Here is an 18,697-nt window from a genome sequence, read left to right on the forward strand (position 1 = left end):
TATTTAGTAGTCTTTCTGCATCTCCGCGATCTTGCGTTGGAGTTTGCGCATCTGTTCCTCTTGGAGTACTTTCTTGTATTCGATCGGGACGATCTGGATGAACTCATCCACGTACTTGTTCCAGTTATCGAGCATTAATCCGGCCAGATGGCTGCCGGTATGATGATAATGCTTGCGGATCAATTCATGAAGTTCCTTCCGTGAGGTGCTATCCTCGATCAAGGAAAGCTCTACCATTTCCATGTTGCAATAATAATCGAAATCACCATTCTTGTTCCATACGTAAGCGACACCGCCACTCATTCCGGCGGCGAAGTTCCGGCCTGTATTGCCTAAGACGACAACCCGGCCTCCGGTCATGTACTCGCAACAGTGGTCGCCTACACCTTCCACGACAGCGATCGCCCCGGAGTTTCGCACGCAGAAACGCTCTCCGACCCGGCCGTTGATATAAACCTCACCACTGGTAGCTCCATATAATAAGGTATTACCGGCTATCGTATTGTCTTCCGCTATAAAGGTGGAGCGTACCGGAGGCATTAAACTGATGTGTCCGCCACTCAATCCTTTTCCGAGATAGTCGTTCGCCTCGCCTTTCAACCGGAAATGTACGCCGTGAGCCAGAAAGGCTCCGAAGCTCTGGCCTGCCGCCCCCTTGAACTTGATATGCAGGGTGTTCTCCGGTAACCCGATGTTCCCGTACCGCTTGGCGATCTCGCCGGAAAGCATGGCTCCTACGGAACGATCGGTGTTGGCTATCGCGTAATCCAACGATACTTCCTGTCCGGATTCGATGGCGGCCTTTGCGTGACGGATTATATCCACATCTTTCACGTTGTCGATCGCATGGAGTTGACGGGTGACATGATGGATGGCCTGCGTGGCGGCTTGTTTCGGTAGATGGATCAAGCGGCTGAGATCCAATAGATCATGTTTCTCGATATGATCGGAAGGTTTACGCATGAGTAAGTCCGTACGGCCAATGATATCGTCTAGTTTCGTATAGCCTAGCTCTGCCAGATATTCTCGAACTTCACGGGCGAGGAAGGTGAAGAAATTCACCAAATATTCGTGTCGGCCATGAAAGCGTTTACGTAATTCCTCATCTTGGGTAGCGACACCTACCGGACACGTGTTCATATGGCATTTACGCATCATCACACAGCCTAAGACAATCAAGGCGGAGGTGGCGAATCCAAACTCCTCGGCACCCAGCATCGCCATCAATACGATATCCCGTCCGGTTTTCAACTGTCCGTCTGTTTGCAAGCGGACTTGTCCCCGGAGGCCGTTCATCACGAGCGTCTGTTGAGTCTCGGATAGTCCTAGCTCGGGTGGGATTCCGGCGTAACGGATAGAGCTTATCGGGGAAGCCCCCGTTCCTCCTTCCGCCCCGGAGATCACGATCCGGTCCGCTTTAGCTTTGGCTACACCGGCGGCGATAGTTCCCACGCCACTCTCGGATACGAGTTTCACACTGATCTCGGCTTGAGGGTTCACGTTCTTCAGATCGAAGATCAGTTGTGCCAAGTCCTCGATCGAATAAATGTCGTGGTGAGGTGGAGGAGAGATCAGAGAGATTCCCGGAATCGAGTGACGGGTTCTCGCTATGATATCGTTCACCTTATAGCCGGGAAGCTGTCCTCCTTCGCCCGGTTTCGCTCCTTGGGCGACCTTGATCTGGATCTCGTCGGCGTTTACCAGATATTCCGTGGTCACGCCGAAGCGTCCGGAGGCTACTTGCTTGATGGCGGAGCGGAGCGATAACCCGTCCTCACGGGGGATGAAACGAGCCGAGTCCTCACCACCCTCGCCCGTGTTACTGCGTCCGTGTATCTTGTTCATGGCTATAGCTATCGTCTCGTGCGCTTCCCGGCTGATAGAGCCGAAGCTCATCGCTCCCGTGACAAAGCGGCGCATGATCGCTTCTTCCGGCTCTACCTGCTCCAAGGGGATCGGGGTGCGTTGTTTGAAGGTCAGGAAATCACGCAAGAATATGGGGCTTTCCTTCTCATCAACCACATGGGAATATTCCTTGAATTTCTTGTAGCTCCCCAAGCGGGTAGCTAGTTGAAGCATGGAAATGGTATCCGGGTTCCAAGCGTGTTTCTCGCCATCCTTGCGGAAGGAATAAATGCCTTTATGTTCCAATAAAGAATCCGTGGGGTGGGAGAATGCGTCATTGTGCATGGCGATCGCATCTGCCGCTATCTCTTCCAAGCGGATACCACCGATGTTGCTGGTGGTTCCCCCGAAGTAAGTATCTGCCAGATCCCGGCTTAGGCCGATCGCCTCGAAAAGCTTTGCTCCCCGGTAACTGCGGATCGTGCTGATCCCCATCTTGCTCATAACCTTGAATAAACCCTTGCAAATGGCTTTTACGTAATTCTTCTCGGCAGTCTCGTAATTCAATTGTATCTCTTGCCTGTCTACTAGATCATCCAAGATAGCGAAAGCCATATAAGGGTTGATGGCACTGGCTCCGTAGCCTAGTAAGAGGGCGGCGTGCATTACCTCACGCATCTCGCCGGTTTCCACTACCAGCGCTGTTTGCACCCTTTTCTGCACGGAGATCAGATGGTGATGCACGGCGCTTACCGCTAACAGGGAGGGGATCACCGCTTTTTTCTCATCTACGTTTCTATCGCTTAAAATGATGTAGTTAACGCCATCGGTGACGGATTGCTCCGCTTGCTTACATAATTCGTCCAAGGCAGCTTTCAGTCCTGCGCATCCTTTCTCTGCGTCAAACAAAGTGGGGAGCTTAACACTTTTAAAGCCCTTATACCGGATGTTACACAGGAGATCCAGTTGTGTATTGGTCAAGATCGGATGGTTCAGCCGAACCATTTTACAGTGGCTCTCGGTTGGAACTAAGATATTGCTTCCCACGGCCCCGATATACTCGGTCAGGCTCATGACGAGTTCCTCGCGGATCGGGTCGATCGGCGGGTTGGTTACTTGGGCGAATTGTTGGCGGAAATAATTATAGAGGATTTGCGGACGGGCGGATAATATGGCCAGTGGCGTATCGTTGCCCATGGAGCCGACCGGTTCCGCCCCTCCCGTGCACATCGGTACGATGATACGTTCGATATCCTCACGGCTGTATCCGAACGTACGCAGTAGCTTGTCGTATTTCTCTACCTTATGAGGAATCTTACGGCCGGATTTCAACTCGTCCAATTCCACCCGGTTTTTCTCCAGCCAAGTACGGTAGGGCTGGGCGTTCGCCAGTTGTTCCTTCAGCTCGCTATCGTAATAAATCTCGCCTTTCTCGGTATCGATGAGTAAGATCTTTCCGGGTTGCAGACGGCCTTTTTCCTTGATCTCGTTAGGCTCGAAATCCATGACGCCGACTTCGGAGGCCACGACCATCATGTCATGTTTCGTGATCAGGTAGCGGGCGGGGCGGAGACCGTTACGGTCTAGCATGCCTCCGGCGTAGCGTCCGTCGCTAAAGAGCAGGGCGGCAGGCCCGTCCCACGGTTCCATCAAGATGGAGTGATATTCGTAGAAAGCCTTTAGGTCTTCGGAGATCGGGTTCTTCTCGTTGAAACTCTCCGGTACCAGCATCGCCATGGCATGCGGCAGGCTCATCCCGGAGGCCACGAAGAATTCCAATACGTTATCCAGTGAGGCACTGTCACTCATGCCCGGCTGGATGATCGGGCGTATATCGTTGATATCCGGGATTCTGGGGGAGGATAGTACGCTCTCCCGGGCCTCCATCCATCCCCGGTTGCCCCGTATCGTGTTTATTTCCCCGTTATGTGCCAGTAGGCGGAAAGGTTGCGCCAGACTCCAAGTGGGGAAGGTGTTGGTACTGAAGCGTGAATGTACCAATGCCAGTCCGCTAGTGAAATAAGGTTGCGTCAGGTCCGGAAAGTAATGGCGTAGCTGCATGGATTCCAGCATGCCTTTGTAAACGATGTTTTTGGTGGAAAGAGACGCTATATAGAAATCATCCTTGGCCGGAAGGTCGGTGGCCGATACCCTTTTCTCGACCCGCTTACGTATGAGGTATAGCTTTAGTTCCAGCTCTTGCTGATCGTTACAGCCGATGATGAATATCTGCTTGATATCAGGTTCGGTCGCTTGTGCGTCCTTTCCCAAGATTTCCGTATGAACGGGAACTTTGCGTAAGTGCATCAAGGTTAATCCCTCTTTCTCGATCTCTTCGATGAGGATACTGAGGATGCTTGCTTGCTGTTCCTCGTCTTTGGGGAGGAAGATTAGTCCGGTGCCATATTTGCCTTTTTCGGGAACCGGAATTCCTTGCAGGAGGATGAACTCATGCGGGATCTGTAATAAGATTCCCGCTCCGTCACCCGTTTTGTTATCGGCTCCCTCGGCGCCTCGGTGCCTCATGTTCTCTAGTACCTTAAGGGCTGATTCGATGATGTCGTGCGATTTCTCGCCGTGGATATTTACTAACATTCCTACTCCACAAGCGTCATGTTCATAAGACGGGTCGTATAATCCTTGTCTGCTATTAAAATGATTTCTGTTTGTTTTCATTTATTGACCTTATGTTTGCGTATAAATGATTATTGCGTCAATTTGTTTCGCAAATATAGGTATTAATGGCATAATGTAATTGCTTGTAGGAGCGAAAGAACGGAGAAAAGATAAGAATATCTTATCTGATGTTTCTATTTGTAAGTATTTATTGGGTTTATTCTTTTTATTTGAAAGATATTTGGCTGGTTAGTTTGCTAAATGAAAGATGAACTAAAAAAAGAAGCACCGTCACGTTTTGCGACAGTGCTTCTTTTTCTCCGGAAGCGCTGTCACGGATTGTGATGTCGCTTCCTATCTGTTTTATCTATCGGGATATTCTCGGATGAAATAGCGGGATAGGAATTTCCAATTATCTTGTATGATCGCCTTGCCACGTTCCGGGCTGGTAAGGCTTTTCGTTTGTGCGTCGGCCAACATGCCTCGGTCTACCAGCTCTTTCAGGAAGTAAACGCTGCAATGTTTCACGATGAAGAAAGAGAGCGCTTGCTTGGCGGCACGGTTGGCGTCGTAGAAGGGATTGTTCTCATCCTTGATCAGCTCCACGTCACGGGTGATGACTTGGGCGCCTTCCTCGGGCGTGGCGTAGATCGCCAGTTTCTTGCCTTGCCAGTCCTCGGGAAGATGGAAGTTCTCGGCGGGGATAAGGCCGGAAGTCTCCGTGATAAATGTTTGTGCGTCTTCGGTCTTGTCGAAATAGAGAAGCAGTTTGTCACCTGCGGCTTTGCGGAAAGTCTCGTATTGTTGGCGGTTTTCCTCCAGCATATCGTCGGGCAGGGTGGCAACAGACTCGTCGGCGGTGTTCTGAAATACCGCATGGTCGGGATGCTCGGCGGGCAATATCTTTGCCAGCCATTGCGGGGAGGTCAGACCTAGCAAGGAGGTCTTGCTGGTGTAGGCCATCATGCCGTGGCTGTTGACGAGCAGGTTGTTAAGCTGCTCTTGGTTGAGGTCGGGCTGCTCCTTCCAGCGGTCGTGGGCGAAGTCGCTCAGTTCCCGGGCCGACTCTGGCAGGATATAGGATTCGTAATGGAACCATTGCAATAGACGGTCGTAATCCTCTTGCCGCTCGTAGCGGGTATCAAGGGCGAAAAGCTTGGCCATGCGGGTATTCTCCGGCGCCGTGGTCCACTCTTTGCAGAACAGGTCGTAGATAAGCATGCCGGTGGATTCGTTGGCAGGGTTGTCCGGACTGACGAAAGTGCCTTTACGATAGCCGTGATACTGCTGGGTATAATGCCAAAGGAGGAAGCGCACGTCCTCAAGGTTCACCTCATCGTCGTAATAATGATCGTCCGGAGTGTAGAAGGGAAGGTATTTGCCGTATAGCTCCTTATGGGTAAGGATGAAGGCACGCCAAATCCCCATGCCGGAGATCACATCCTCGAAGTAGGCGGCCATGCGGATACAGATCTGCTTTGTTTCCTCGCCCTCGAAGGAGTTTACCAACTCGGTCTTCTCCATGATATCGTAGATACGGTTCGCTATTCCGGTATAATAGGAATCCACGGGAGTGCTTTGTTTATAGGGATGCAACTGCAACCAGTCTTTCGGGAAAATTTTAATGTTCTTCATGTTATTAAATGTCTTTATGCATTCAGGAGTGCAAATGTAGTAAAAATACGTTAGCTATGTCAAACGATAAGGAAAAGTTGCGGTCTTAAAAATGTAACATTTGTAGTCTTTATTGTTATCGGATCTAAACATCTTTGAAATATCGCCCCCGTACTTTCGCGTCGAAATCAAAGATGAAATAATAAGTAGTAAGATAATGGGAAAGAGTTTAAGGGGCAAAAGATTGAAAAGGTTAGGGCTTTTCTGGATGGGAGTTTTCCTGTCATTCTCTCTATGGGCACAAACAGGGGTTATCTGCGGGACGGTTACGGACGCTAAGATGAAAGAACCGTTGATCGGCGCCTCGGTCGTGATCGAGGGGACTACGGTTGGCGCTATCACGGATATAGACGGTAATTTTCGTATCGAGAACGTGAAGCCGGGTACTTATACGGTAGCCGCCTCTTACGTGTCGTACCAAACGCAAACGGTAAAGGATGTTCCGGTAGTCGCACGCCAAGAGGCGGTGTTGAATATCGAGCTTTCCGACGCTAACCTCCAATTACAGAATGTGGTCGTAGTGGCCCAACGGAAATTGGGAACCGAGATGGCCGTATTAAATACCGTACGCAAGAGCCTTCCGGTCGTGAATGGTATCTCCGCCCAGCAAATCAGTAAAACACAGGATAGCGATGCCGCCGAGGTACTACGCCGTATCCCGGGAATCACCATCGTGGACGACCGTTTCATCGTGGTCCGGGGTCTGGCGCAACGTTATAATAATGTATGGCTGAACAATGCCACGACTCCTTCCAGCGAGACGGATAGTCGTGCTTTCTCATTCGACGTGCTGCCCTCTTCCTTGATCGATAATATGATGATCTATAAAAGCCCCTCGGCGGAATTGCCGGCGGATTTCTCCGGAGGTTTCGTGCGGGTGCTGACAAAGAATATTCCCGAGGGTAATACGCTCAACGTCTCCTATCAAGTCGGGTTTAATACAAACTCCGCTTTCCGAGATTTCCAACTGACGAAAGGTTCCGCCTTGGATTATCTGGGCTTTGGCGCTGGCTCCCGAATGTTACCCTCGAACGCCCCATCTCATTTGAACGACATATCGGCAGCGGATGCGGCGGCGTTTACGAAGCGGGCGAATACGGGATGGAACGTGTGTCATTTCACGGCGATGCCGGAACAGAAACTGACGTTCACGATGAATCGTACCTTTGATATCGGTGACATGAAGATCGGTAATATCACCAGTGTGAACTATAGCACGGGCTATGATTATTACGAGATGAAAAACAACAACTACCTCTCGTACGACATGGCCAAGGATCAATCCTCATACCGTTACCGCTACAATGATGTACAATATAAGAATACGACAAAACTAGGAGCCTTGTTCAACTGGTCATTGATGAAGGGAACGAGCAAATATGAGTTCAGGAATTTCTTCAACCAGCGTGGAACCTCTTCCTTATCGCAACGAGAGGGAACGGATTTTTACTCCGACCAAAATATCCGGAAATGGGAATCCCTTTATACCGGACGCACTACCTATTCCGGCCAGCTAAGCGGGGAGCATAAATTGAGAGAAGATATGAATAAACTGGATTGGACGTTAGGTTATGCTTTCGCCGCTTACAAGGAACCGGATCGCAAGGTGGTAAAATCTTTGGAGAGTACGACGGATGGTGACTCTCGTTATTACGTGTCCGACCCGACTCGTTATTATCAAGACTTGAAAGATAACAGCGCTTCCACCGCCTTGAATTACGAGCATAAGTTCGCCGTCTCGGAGATGTTTACCCCTGTCTTGAACACGGGGGTATATGGAGAGTTTAAGAAACGTAACTTTGATGCCCGTCGTTTTGTCTATAATATGTTGGGAAGTGGTTATGACCGTTTTGCCGAATGGGACTACAGCTCGGTCTTCTCGGACGCAAATATATCGACCGATCGTATCTATATGAAAGAGAGTACGAACAAGAGCGACTCTTATACTTCCGATAATCTGCTGGGTGCCGCTTACGTAGCCGCTAAACTGAACTGGGGGGAGAGGCTGAATGCGAACGTAGGTGTACGTATGGAGTACTATCAATTGAAATTAGATGGTTATGAGTCGGACGGTATAAAACCGGTGCATCTGGATCAGAACGCTACGGATTTCTTTCCTTCCGTCAACATCGCTTATAATTTGAATGAGAAGCACCAAGTACGCTTGGCTTATGGACGTTCCGTGAATAGGGCGGAGTTCCGGGAGATCGTACCTTACGTATATTATGATTTCGCCTTAGATGCGAATATCACGGGTAACGTAAACTTGAAGAACGCTTATGCGAATAATATGGATCTGCGTTATGAATTTTACCCGGCTCCGGGTGAGACGGTGACGATCGGCGGTTTCTACAAACGGTTCGATAATCCGATCGAGCAAACCTATATGGAAGCGGGTTCCGGATTGCAGTACACATACCACAACGCCGATCATGCGAATGCTTTCGGCGTGGAGCTGGATATCAAGAAGAATCTGGACTTTATCGGTCTGAAAGGCTTGAGCTTCGTATTCAACGGGGCTTATATCCATAGTAGGGTGTATTTCGCCGAGGGCTCTTTCGAGCGGGATCGTGCGATGCAGGGGCAATCCCCTTACTTGATCAATACGGGCTTATTCTATCAGAATGACAACGCAGGAATCTCAGCCTCCGCCTTGTATAACCGGATTGGCAAGCGTATTGAGACGGTAGGCGTACCGAAGCAGAACCCGAACGATGATATTCCCGATATCTATGAGATACCCCGTAACTCCTTGGACTTGAGTTTCTCGAAGAAGATCGGTAAATACGTGGAGGTCAAGGGAGGCGTAAAAGATCTATTGAACTCAAAAGTAGAATATAAACAATTCCTAGAGTTAACAGAGGCTTCCGGAGAGAAACGGGAGGTTGAGCAATTAATCCGTAGCTATCGTCCGGGTGTGACCGTGAATCTAGGTGTAGCCGTGAAGTTTTAATTTGAATTCACTCATATAAACTAAATTCGTTTACTTATGAACAAGTTATTATTAAAAGGTGTGGCCGCCGCTTTCTGTATGGCCACGATGTTTGGAACAACCGCTTGTGGCGACGATGATGATCTCGTAAATGTAGAGCCGCCTGTAGAGGAAACTCAAGATGTTATATTGGAAGGTGAGATTACCTCGGATATGACCTTGAAGGCTGCTGATAACAACCTGTTGAGAGGTTTCGTATATGTGACGGATGGCGTGACCTTGACGATCGAGCCGGGAACGGTAATCAAGGGGGAGAAATCGTCTAAAGGCTCCTTGATCGTCGAGCGTGGCGGAAAGCTCATCGCCGAGGGTACGGCGGAGAAACCGATCGTGTTCACTTCCGACCAACCGAAAGCTTCTCGTACCTATGGTGATTGGGGTGGCTTGATTCTTTGTGGCAAGTCTATCGTGAATAATACGGCTGGCGAGGCTCAGATAGAGGGCGGTCCTCGTTCTTACTACGGTGGAAAGGATCCGGAAGATAACTCCGGTATCGTGAAATATGTCCGTATCGAGTTCGCCGGTTATCCATTGGAGCCAAATAAGGAGATCAATGGTTTGACTTGCGGTGGTGTTGGCCGTGGCACTACGATCGAATACGTGCAGGTCTCTTTCTGTGGCGACGACTCATTCGAGTGGTTTGGCGGTACGGTAAACGCAAAACACCTGATTGCTTACAAAGGTTGGGATGATGAGTTTGATACGGACTATGGATTCCAAGGTAAATTGCAGTTCTTGTTAGGCGTTCGCGACCCGAAGCACGCTGATACGTCCAAGTCCAATGGCTTCGAGTCTGATAACGACGCTGATGGTTCCAATAATACTCCACTTACCACTCCGGTCTTTTCTAACGTGACCTTGATCGGTCCGTTCTATGGTGAATCAGCTGGTAAAACGGAAAATGATATCTTTTATGTTACGGAAGACGCGGCTAATGGCGCTAAGGGTGGATCATTCCAAGCCGCTATGCACATCCGCCGTAACTCTTCCTTGAATGTGTATAACTCGATTTTCGTGGGTTGGCCATACGGTTTGTATCTGCAAAACGCAAATGTGGGTGCGGTTGTTAAGAATGTGATCTTCGCCGGTATGTGGGAGAATTTCAAGGATGAAACTAGCCAAAATTACTTTCAGACAGCAGACTTGAGCAACCTTACTTACGCTTCCAGCAATGATATCATCGCTAAAGATGGTGACTATACATCGATCGTAGCGGATAAGATTGACGGAGCGGATTTCTCTGATACGGCTTTGAACGACGCTTTCTTCGAGAAGGTATCTTATAAGGGAGCTTTTGATGGCAAGAATGACTGGGCCGCTAACTGGACCAACTTCGATCCGAATAACACTGAATATTAATTTAGCTTGACTTTGAATAGGCTGTGAATTTGTTTGGGGCACTGAGGTATCCGGAAAGATCCCTCGGTGTCTTTTCGCATATAATTTAGATAAGAATGTATCATGAATAAAAAGCTATTGTTATTTTCTGCTTTTATGGCGGGGGCCTCATGGACCGTACAAGCGCAAGACTTGGTTTTAAGCGAAGGACAGTATTATACCGATGCCACGCAAACCACTCCATATACGGGTCGTTATACGGAATTTTATGACGATGGTATGCTTAAGATGGAGTTATATTTGAAAGATGGCCGTCCGGAGGGAACTTACGTGATTTATTATCCGAGTGGCAAGATCGCCGAGGTGCGTTCCTATTATCATGGGATCTTTCACGGAGAATGGCGTACATATAATGAGAACGGCCAGCTGATCGGCCTGGCTTCTTATAAGGAAGGGCAAAAGGACGGCCCTTGGCGTATCTGGAGTGATAAGGGAAATTTGTTGTATGAGATGTTCTATACGGCAGGGAAGAAATCTGGTGTCTGGCGTAGCTGGGATGAGGAGGGGAATCTGCTTTCCGAGGAGAATCAATAGGGATAATTGCCGTTTACATACCGTTGTAACGCCATTTACCTCTAATGGTAAATGTTTTTTCCTCTAGAGGTAAATGTCGTTACATCAGTATGTAAACAGTTTTACCTCTAGGTGAAAATACTTTTACTTCTTGATGAAAATATTGGTAAATGTAATTAAATGGAAATCAGCATGCTTACTACTCTTCCTCTTCTCCAAAGTCGAACTCGAAATCGAATCCGTCATCCATGAATTCCGGCTCAGTGAATTGCTCCAGTTCACGACGGTCTTTCTTGGTAGGACGTCCGAGACCTTTCGCACGGTTCACGAAACCGGAGATACGGTTCATCTCCAGAATCTCATACTGATCCGGGGTTGTCACGTTCTCCAAGTAATTCGGGACGAGCTTCGCGCCCACACGATTCTCGATCAATCCGATTACCTTAAAAGAGAAGGTGATCGGCGGTTTACGCACTTGGATCACATCGCCAACCTTGATCATGCGGGAAGGTTTGATCGTTACTCCACCTATCATGATACGCCCTTTCTTGCAAGCTTCCGCGGCTATCGTGCGGGTCTTAAAGATACGGGTCGCCCACATCCATTTATCGATACGTACCTCGTTCATATCTGTATTCTCAGTCTCTTTTTATTTATTATTAAATTGATTCATCGTAATCTGGATGCCGGCGAGGCAGAAGCTCTTGATGATCTCTGTCGCACGATCCAATATCTCTGGCATCAATTGCAATTCCTCCGGGGGAAATTTCCCTAGCACGTAATCGATCTGTCCGCCCCGTGGGAAATCGCTGCCTATGCCGAAACGAAGGCGGGAATATTCCTGCGTATTCAATAACTGGGCGATATTCTTCAACCCGTTATGCCCGGCGTCGCTACCCTTTGGTTTCAGACGTAAGGTTCCGAATGGCAATGCCAGATCATCTACGACGATCAATAGATTTTCCACGGGAATGTTCTCTTTTTGCAACCAGTACCGAACGGCGTTGCCGCTGAGGTTCATAAAGGTATTCGGCTTTAGCACGATCAAGTCACAGTTTTTCACCCGTATGCGTGCGATTGCCCCGTATCGCTCCTCAGTGAAATTGCCTCCTACGCTCTCTACCAGATGGTTGACAACCCGGAAACCTATATTATGGCGGGTTCCCCAATATTCGGAACCGATATTACCAAGTCCTGTTATCAAATATTTCATTATCCTCGAATCTATAAAAGAAAGGGGAAGAACATTCTATGAATATCCTCCCCTTCATGTATTGTAATAATGTTTTTACCTCAGATTATCCTTTAGCCTGAGCACCACGAGCGGCACGAGTCAATTGAACGGCGCAAACAACAGCGTTTTTAGCGTTCATCAATTCAAGACCTTCGAAGTGCAAAGCACCTACCTGCATAGTCTTACCTAATCCAAGGTGATCCACATTAATCGTCAACTTTTCAGGGATTTGATCGTATATAGCTTTCACTTTCAGTTTTCTCATTTGAAGAGACAACTTACCACCGGCTTTAACACCTTCTGCGTGACCTTCCAAAACAACCGGAACTTCCATTACTACGGCTTTGTCCTTAGATACTTCCAAGAAGTCCATGTGAAGGATTTCGTCAGTTACAGGTTGAAACTGCATGTCCTTAACGATTGCCATCGTCTTGTTACCGTCAATGCTTAACTCAACAACGAAAATCTCCGGAGTGTAAACCAACTTACGAACGGCTTCTTTTGTAACCGTGAAGTGAGTTACTTTTTCGCCACCGTATAATACAGCGGGAATTTCATTGTTCTTACGCATTGCTTTCAAGGCTCTTTTCTGATCGGCGGAACGAGCGACGATCTCTCTTCCTTTTCCTTCTAACTCAAATGTCTTCATTTTCTTTAATTTTTGTGTTACTCAAAATTAGTTATTTTGCTTCCTAATTTCCCATCACACGGTACGGGGCTAAAAAGCGGTGCAAAGATACGATTTTTGTTTGATGTGACAAATATTTCGCATGTTATTTGTCGGATTATCGATCTAGCTTCACTAATTTCGTGGTTCGCATGATCCAACGGACAAGGCCGTGGGGGAGGAGCATTACGAGGGGTGTGCATATTTTGTTGAAGAGACCCGGTAATAGGGAAGCCCGGTGGTGAAACAAGGCATTAATCCCTTTTTTAGCCAGTTTTTCCGGACGCATCATGATACCTAGGCGGATCGCTAAGGTCTTTAAGTTGTCGCTTAGGTTATATAAATTCGTGGCGACGGCGCCGGGACAAAGTACGGTTACGCTTACTCCATAATCCAGTAACTCTGAACGCAAGCCTCGGGAGAAGCTTTTCAAGTATCGCTTGGTGGAAGCGTACAGCGTAATTCCCGGATAAGGTAGCCAACAAGATAGGGATGACATATTGAGGATATATCCATGACGCCGTTTCTTCATCTCTTGCCCGAAATAATAACAAAGCTGGGTAGGAGTGGTCACGTGGAGGTAGAGCATTTTCTCGACGATGTTGGCCTTAGCTTGTAAGGTCTCGCAGAAAAAAAACATACCGGCGTTATTGACCAATACCTCTATTGGGATGTTTTTCTCTTGGCAAGTATCATATAGCTCCTTGGCCGCCCCGGGGATCGCCAAATCACGATAAAGCGGCAAAACTTCTATACCATATTTCTCGGAGAGAAACTCACCTTTCTCCCGGATCGCCTGCTTCTCATTGCTGACGATCACTAACTGATAGCCTCGTGAGGCTAGTTCCTCGGCATAGGCGAGACCTATTCCGGAGCTGGCCCCCGTGACTAAAGCCCATTTCTTTTCCATTATTTATATTCAAGCCTTTTGATTTCACGTACGATACATTCCGGAAGACCTTTCACGTTCTTATGACAGACCATATCCTCACTATACATACGGGCGATACAATAGTTGCTATGCCCACAATCGCAACGGGCGTGCTCGTCTTCTTTCATACGGTTGACGAAGCCCGGCTCGTTCACCAAGGCACGTGCCATGGCCACAAACTCGAACCCGTCGTTCAGTACCTCCTCGATCTTGTCTCTGGAGACCAATCCTCCTACGTAAATAAGAGGTAAATGTAAGGCTTTGCGGAATTTCAACGCATCTTCAAGGAAGTAAGCCTCCTTAAACGGTTCCGAGGGAATCATATATTTACCTACCATGCGGATTCCAATCGGTAGATAGCCGCGAGGCATATAATACGCCATCGTACGGATCGGCATTTCTCCCCGCATTACATACATGGGGGCACGGCTCACGAATCCGCCGCTTAGTACTAAGGCATGCGCTCCGCATTGGTCTTGGAGTGTACGGGCTACTTCTAGGCATTCGTCTATTTCAAGTCCTCCCTTGAACCCGTCCCGCATATTGGTCTTTACGGTTACGGCCATGTCGGAACCTGCTGCTTTCATCACCTCTTCCATACACATTCTCATGAAGCGCATACGGTTCTCAAGGCTTCCTCCATATTCGTCTTTCCGGTGGTTGGTATACGGGGAAAGGAATTGGCTGATCAGATAACCATGCCCGGCATGGATCTCGACAGCGTCCATACCTGCCTCACGTGCCAATCGTACGGCCTCACCGTAGGCACGAGCCATGGAAGCGATCTCGGATTGTCTCATACCTCGTACGATCGTGGGAGAGTAGAGGTTGAAACCGCTGGACGCTGAAATAGGCGTGCATCCGCAAATCCGCTTATGCGACATATTACCACAATGGCCTAACTGGATGGAAGCGGCGGCTCCCTCTTTATGGATAGCGTCGGTGAGCTTGCGGAGGCCGGGAATAATATCCGGACGCATCCACAGCTGACGCTCGAACGACAAGCCGCTTTGCGTTACGGCGGCATAAGCTATGTTCGTCATGCCGATCCCTCCGGCGGCTACGGATGTGTGATAGTTGAATAACTGCTCCGAGGGAGCGTTTCCCGGGCACATACTCTCGAATGCGGCGGCCCGGATCGTGCGGTTCCTAAGTGTTAGCGGACCGATCTTACCGGGTGTAAACAGGATTGATTTGTCCATATCAATAGATTAATGTAGTTGTTTCGAAAAATTAAGTTAGATGGTTTTCTCTATATTCCAGACGAAGGCCCGAAGCCCTTGCGCTTCCGTTTCCTTGTCTAAGTTGTGTAGGATTTCCAGAAAATGATCGACCTTCTCTTCTTCTACCATCGTAAGGATAGCTGAATTCAAGGTAGGCCAAGCGTGATTGCCGTAATGTGGCTCGCCTGTTTTACTTCCCCGTCCTTGCACGACATCCCAATAGGTAAAACCTTTAAGGTTATTACGGTCCATGATACTGACGATAGCTTCGTAATACGCTTGATTGAAAGATATAAATATCGCTTTCATATAGTTGTTTTTTATGAGATCGCATATCCGTAGGGAAGCTTTTCTTACGATGGGCATTCAAGCCTGCTTATAATGGGCATCGTAAGCACCTTACAATGGGCATTGTTATGACCTAACAATGCCCATCGAGGTTTGCTTGGCCTCGGCTTCCCTATGGTACGCAAAGATAATTAATTATTTCGTAATGCCTTCCTTATTTTGCGGCGTCTTCGTTTTACGCCGTTGGCAGCGAATACGGCATAGACCGTCGGAACAATAATCAAGGTAATCAAGGTGGATACGGAAAGACCCCAAGCCACAGTCATACCCATCGAGCGCCACATCTCGGAACCTTCGCCGGTTCCCACCGCCATCGGGATCATACCCAAAACGGTCGTCAACGTTGTCATCAATACCGGACGGAGACGGGATTTACCGGCAGTCACTACCGACGTGATAATACCCATGCCACGCTCCCGGCATAAGATCGTATAGTCGATCAGCACGATACCGTTCTTAACCACGATACCCATCAACATGATCACGCCGATCAAAGCCATAACGCCCAATGGTGTCTGCGTGACCGCCAATCCCAATACGATACCTGTAAAGGCGAACGGGATAGAGAACATGATCACGAACGGGTCTACCAACGACTCGAACTGGGCAGCCATCACGATGAATACCAAGATGATGATCAATACCATCAAGATACCCAAATCGGTAAATGTATCCTGCTGATCTTCGAATGTTCCACCCAACTGCCAACTTACGTCGGATGGGATATCCATTTGTTTCAACTCATTCCGGGCGGCGGCAACCAAGTCGCTCAATGCTGCTCCCTTACCCGCTACGGCAGATACGGTGATCACACGCTCACGGTCTTTACGCTCGATGGTCGGGGGAGTCATACGTTCCACTACCTTGCCTAAATCACGGATGCGGATGCCTTTGCCCTCATTGTTATAGATCAAAATATTCTCAAGATCCTCTACGGACTCACGGAACTCTGGGGCGTAACGTACCTTGATATCATACTCATCTCCATCCTCACGATATTTTGAAGCGGTGGAACCATTTACACGGTTTCGGAGATACATGGAGGCGGTGGTTACGTTCAGCCCGTTGATGGCCAGTTTCTCCCGGTCGAAGTCGATCTGGTATTCCGGGATATAATCCTCACGGCTGATATTTACTTGCGAGCATCCTTTTACATTTCTCATACGACGGGCGATCTCATTCGCCACGGCATCCGTCTGGGCGAAATCAAAACCATAGATCTCGATGTTAACCGAGGTCTCTCCACCCATAGAACCTTCCTGCCCTCCGGCGAGTACCTCGAATTTCTTGATCTCGCTGTATTGGGCTAAGTCCTGCCGCATCAACTCGCAAATCTCGGTAAGACCTCTCTCACGGTCGCCCACGCTAGTCAGGTTTATATTGAACTCGATGATATGCGTACCGTTATTGCTTAGCTGGGCGAAGGTATTATCCGTATCCGCCGTACCTTCCGTGAAGTTACTGATCAGGATCTCCGGATATTTCTCACGGAACTTCTTGTCGATGTCGAGAGCTAACTCACGGGTAATATCCTGCCGTGTACCGATCGGCAACTCAATCGTTATACCGATGCGTGCGTTATCTTGCGTCGGGAAAAATTCCGTCTTGATGACCGGTATCAGCATCATACTGCCGATGAAGATCAGCGTAGCGCCTACGATCACCGTTTTCCGGTGGCGTACGGCCCAGTTCAAGAAGCGTCCGTAACCGCGATCCAAGGCGTTCAATCCCTTTTCGATAGGCGTGAAGAACATCCGGTACAATTTACCCTTCTCCGGTTGCTGGCGTAATAACTGTGAGCAAAGCATCGGGGTCAATGTCAAGGCACCTACCGTAGAAACGATCATGATGATACTAACGATCCATCCCAACTGCTTAAATAAGATACCCGCCATACCCGTAACCATCGTCAACGGCAAGAACACCGCCAACATCGTAAGGGTGGAGGCGATAACCGAGATAGCTACCTCGTTCGTGGCGTGTACGGCGGCCTGTTTCGGCTGGCTACCCCGCTCGATATGGGTCGTTACGTTCTCCAATACCACGATAGCGTCGTCCACCACCATGCCGATAGCGATAGAAAGTGAGCTCAACGAGATAATGTTTAACGTATTACCCGAGGCCAGCAAATAAGCGAAAGAAGCGATCAAGGAGATCGGGATGGTCAAGATAATGATAAACGTGGCCCTCCAACGTCCCAAAAACACGAATACCACCAACATAACGATGATAAAGGTAATCATGATCGTCTCTTTCAAGCTATCGATCGTATTCAAGATATTCGTGGAAGTATCCATGATTACGTCCAGCTTCACGTCTGAGGGTAAGCTAGCCTGTATCTCCGGAAGTTTCTGGTGTACCTTCTTGGCGATGTTCACCGAGTTCGCTCCGGACTGTTTCTGTATGACGATCATACCACCTTTCGTGCCGTTGTTGAACGTCTCTTGCGCACGTTCCTCGATACTGTCCTCTACACGGGCCACGTCACGCAGATATATGTTCTTTCCGTTCTGGCTACCGATCACTAGGTCCAGCATCTGCTTAGCGTCCGTGAATTCTCCTTGAACACGCAAGGAGTAGGTATTTGAGCCGATATCTACGCTACCCCCCGGTGTATTCCGGTTCTCTTGCGCGATGATGGTAGAGATACCTTCGATGGTCTGGCCGTAAGCCTCCAACTTGTACGGGTCGCAATACACTTGCAACTCACGGATCGGCGTACCGGAGATAGAAACGGCGCCCACGCCACTGATACGTGCCAATGGGTTGGATACCTTATCATCCAAGATCTTGTAAAGAGCGTTCGTGCTCTCCTCCGCGGTTACGGAGAGGATCAAGATGGGAATATCGTCCGTACCGAACTTGAAGATGATCGGATTCTCTACGTCATCGGGTAGGGAAGACTCTACCATGTCCAGTTTGTCGCGGACATCGTTCGTGGCGACATCGATATCGATGCCATAATTAAATTCCAACGTTACGATCGATATATTCTCACGGGATTGCGACGTGATATGCTTCAAGTCGCTTACGCTATTCAACACGTTTTCCAAGGGCTTCGAAACATTCATCTCGATATCCGAAGCGCTGGCGCCGGGATAGGCCGTCATCACCATGATGGTGTTCGTCTCTATCTCCGGAAGCAAGTCCACTGATAACCTGCTTAAGGAAAAAAGTCCGAAGATCACGATCGCCACAAATACAAGGGCGGTCGATACGGGCTTTCTTACCGCTGTTCCATATAAACTCATAGTCT

General features: G+C 48.7%; 12 protein-coding genes. 3 read left to right on the forward strand and 9 right to left on the reverse strand.

Annotated features, from left to right (window positions below):
- Nucleotides 1-3 precede the first annotated feature (3 nt).
- Nucleotides 4-4,521 carry a glutamate synthase large subunit gene (gltB, locus tag DWX84_RS17330; RefSeq protein ID WP_121960976.1) on the reverse strand — a complete coding sequence of 1,506 codons (4,518 nt, stop codon included), beginning with the start codon at nucleotides 4,519-4,521 and terminating at the stop codon, nucleotides 4-6.
- Nucleotides 4,522-4,824: 303 nt separating this feature from the next.
- A complete protein-coding gene (locus tag DWX84_RS17335) occupies nucleotides 4,825-6,096 on the reverse strand; it encodes a DUF3843 family protein (protein ID WP_005866054.1) in 1,272 nt (423 codons plus the stop codon).
- Between the two features lie 196 nt (nucleotides 6,097-6,292).
- Here DWX84_RS17335 and DWX84_RS17340 point away from each other — a divergent pair, with 196 nt between their 5' ends.
- The 3 genes from DWX84_RS17340 (at nucleotide 6,293) to DWX84_RS17350 (ending at nucleotide 11,059) form a co-directional block, all read left to right on the forward strand.
- Nucleotides 6,293-9,088 carry a TonB-dependent receptor gene (locus DWX84_RS17340; RefSeq protein ID WP_048928070.1) on the forward strand — a complete coding sequence of 932 codons (2,796 nt, stop codon included), beginning with the start codon at nucleotides 6,293-6,295 and terminating at the stop codon, nucleotides 9,086-9,088.
- Nucleotides 9,089-9,124: 36 nt separating this feature from the next.
- Nucleotides 9,125-10,486, forward strand: coding sequence for a hypothetical protein (locus tag DWX84_RS17345; protein WP_005866058.1), 1,362 nt, complete (start codon nucleotides 9,125-9,127; stop codon nucleotides 10,484-10,486).
- A gap of 102 nt (nucleotides 10,487-10,588) precedes the next feature.
- Nucleotides 10,589-11,059, forward strand: coding sequence for a toxin-antitoxin system YwqK family antitoxin (locus tag DWX84_RS17350; RefSeq protein ID WP_005866059.1), 471 nt, complete (start codon nucleotides 10,589-10,591; stop codon nucleotides 11,057-11,059).
- Nucleotides 11,060-11,237: 178 nt separating this feature from the next.
- On the opposite strand, the gene DWX84_RS17355 is transcribed toward DWX84_RS17350, so the two are convergent.
- The 7 genes from DWX84_RS17355 to DWX84_RS17385 all read right to left on the reverse strand — a co-directional run bounded on the left by DWX84_RS17355 (nucleotide 11,238) and on the right by DWX84_RS17385 (nucleotide 18,692).
- Nucleotides 11,238-11,666 (reverse strand): RNA-binding S4 domain-containing protein, encoded by a 429-nt coding sequence (locus tag DWX84_RS17355; RefSeq protein ID WP_005866061.1) that lies wholly within the window; start codon nucleotides 11,664-11,666, stop codon nucleotides 11,238-11,240.
- Between the two features lie 21 nt (nucleotides 11,667-11,687).
- Nucleotides 11,688-12,251, reverse strand: a complete 564-nt coding sequence (gene pth, locus DWX84_RS17360; RefSeq protein ID WP_005861960.1) for an aminoacyl-tRNA hydrolase — start codon at nucleotides 12,249-12,251, stop codon at nucleotides 11,688-11,690.
- A gap of 85 nt (nucleotides 12,252-12,336) precedes the next feature.
- Nucleotides 12,337-12,921, reverse strand: coding sequence for a 50S ribosomal protein L25/general stress protein Ctc (locus DWX84_RS17365; RefSeq protein ID WP_005861962.1), 585 nt, complete (start codon nucleotides 12,919-12,921; stop codon nucleotides 12,337-12,339).
- A 136-nt stretch (nucleotides 12,922-13,057) separates the two neighbouring features.
- Complete coding sequence (locus tag DWX84_RS17370) at nucleotides 13,058-13,849, reverse strand: SDR family oxidoreductase (RefSeq protein WP_048928071.1); 792 nt, start codon at nucleotides 13,847-13,849, stop codon at nucleotides 13,058-13,060.
- On the reverse strand, nucleotides 13,849-15,072 hold the full coding sequence (locus tag DWX84_RS17375; RefSeq protein ID WP_005861966.1) for an NADH:flavin oxidoreductase: 1,224 nt from the start codon (nucleotides 15,070-15,072) through the stop codon (nucleotides 13,849-13,851). The genes DWX84_RS17370 and DWX84_RS17375 overlap by 1 nt, the downstream gene beginning before the upstream one ends.
- Nucleotides 15,073-15,108: 36 nt before the next feature.
- Nucleotides 15,109-15,402, reverse strand: coding sequence for a PG0541 family transporter-associated protein (locus DWX84_RS17380; protein ID WP_008774011.1), 294 nt, complete (start codon nucleotides 15,400-15,402; stop codon nucleotides 15,109-15,111).
- A 170-nt stretch (nucleotides 15,403-15,572) separates the two neighbouring features.
- Nucleotides 15,573-18,692, reverse strand: coding sequence for an efflux RND transporter permease subunit (locus tag DWX84_RS17385; protein WP_048928072.1), 3,120 nt, complete (start codon nucleotides 18,690-18,692; stop codon nucleotides 15,573-15,575).
- Between the last annotated feature and the right edge of the window lie 5 nt (nucleotides 18,693-18,697).

Origin of the sequence: Parabacteroides sp. AF21-43 (assembly GCF_003635435.1) — a bacterium.
GTDB lineage: Bacteria > Bacteroidota > Bacteroidia > Bacteroidales > Tannerellaceae > Parabacteroides > Parabacteroides distasonis.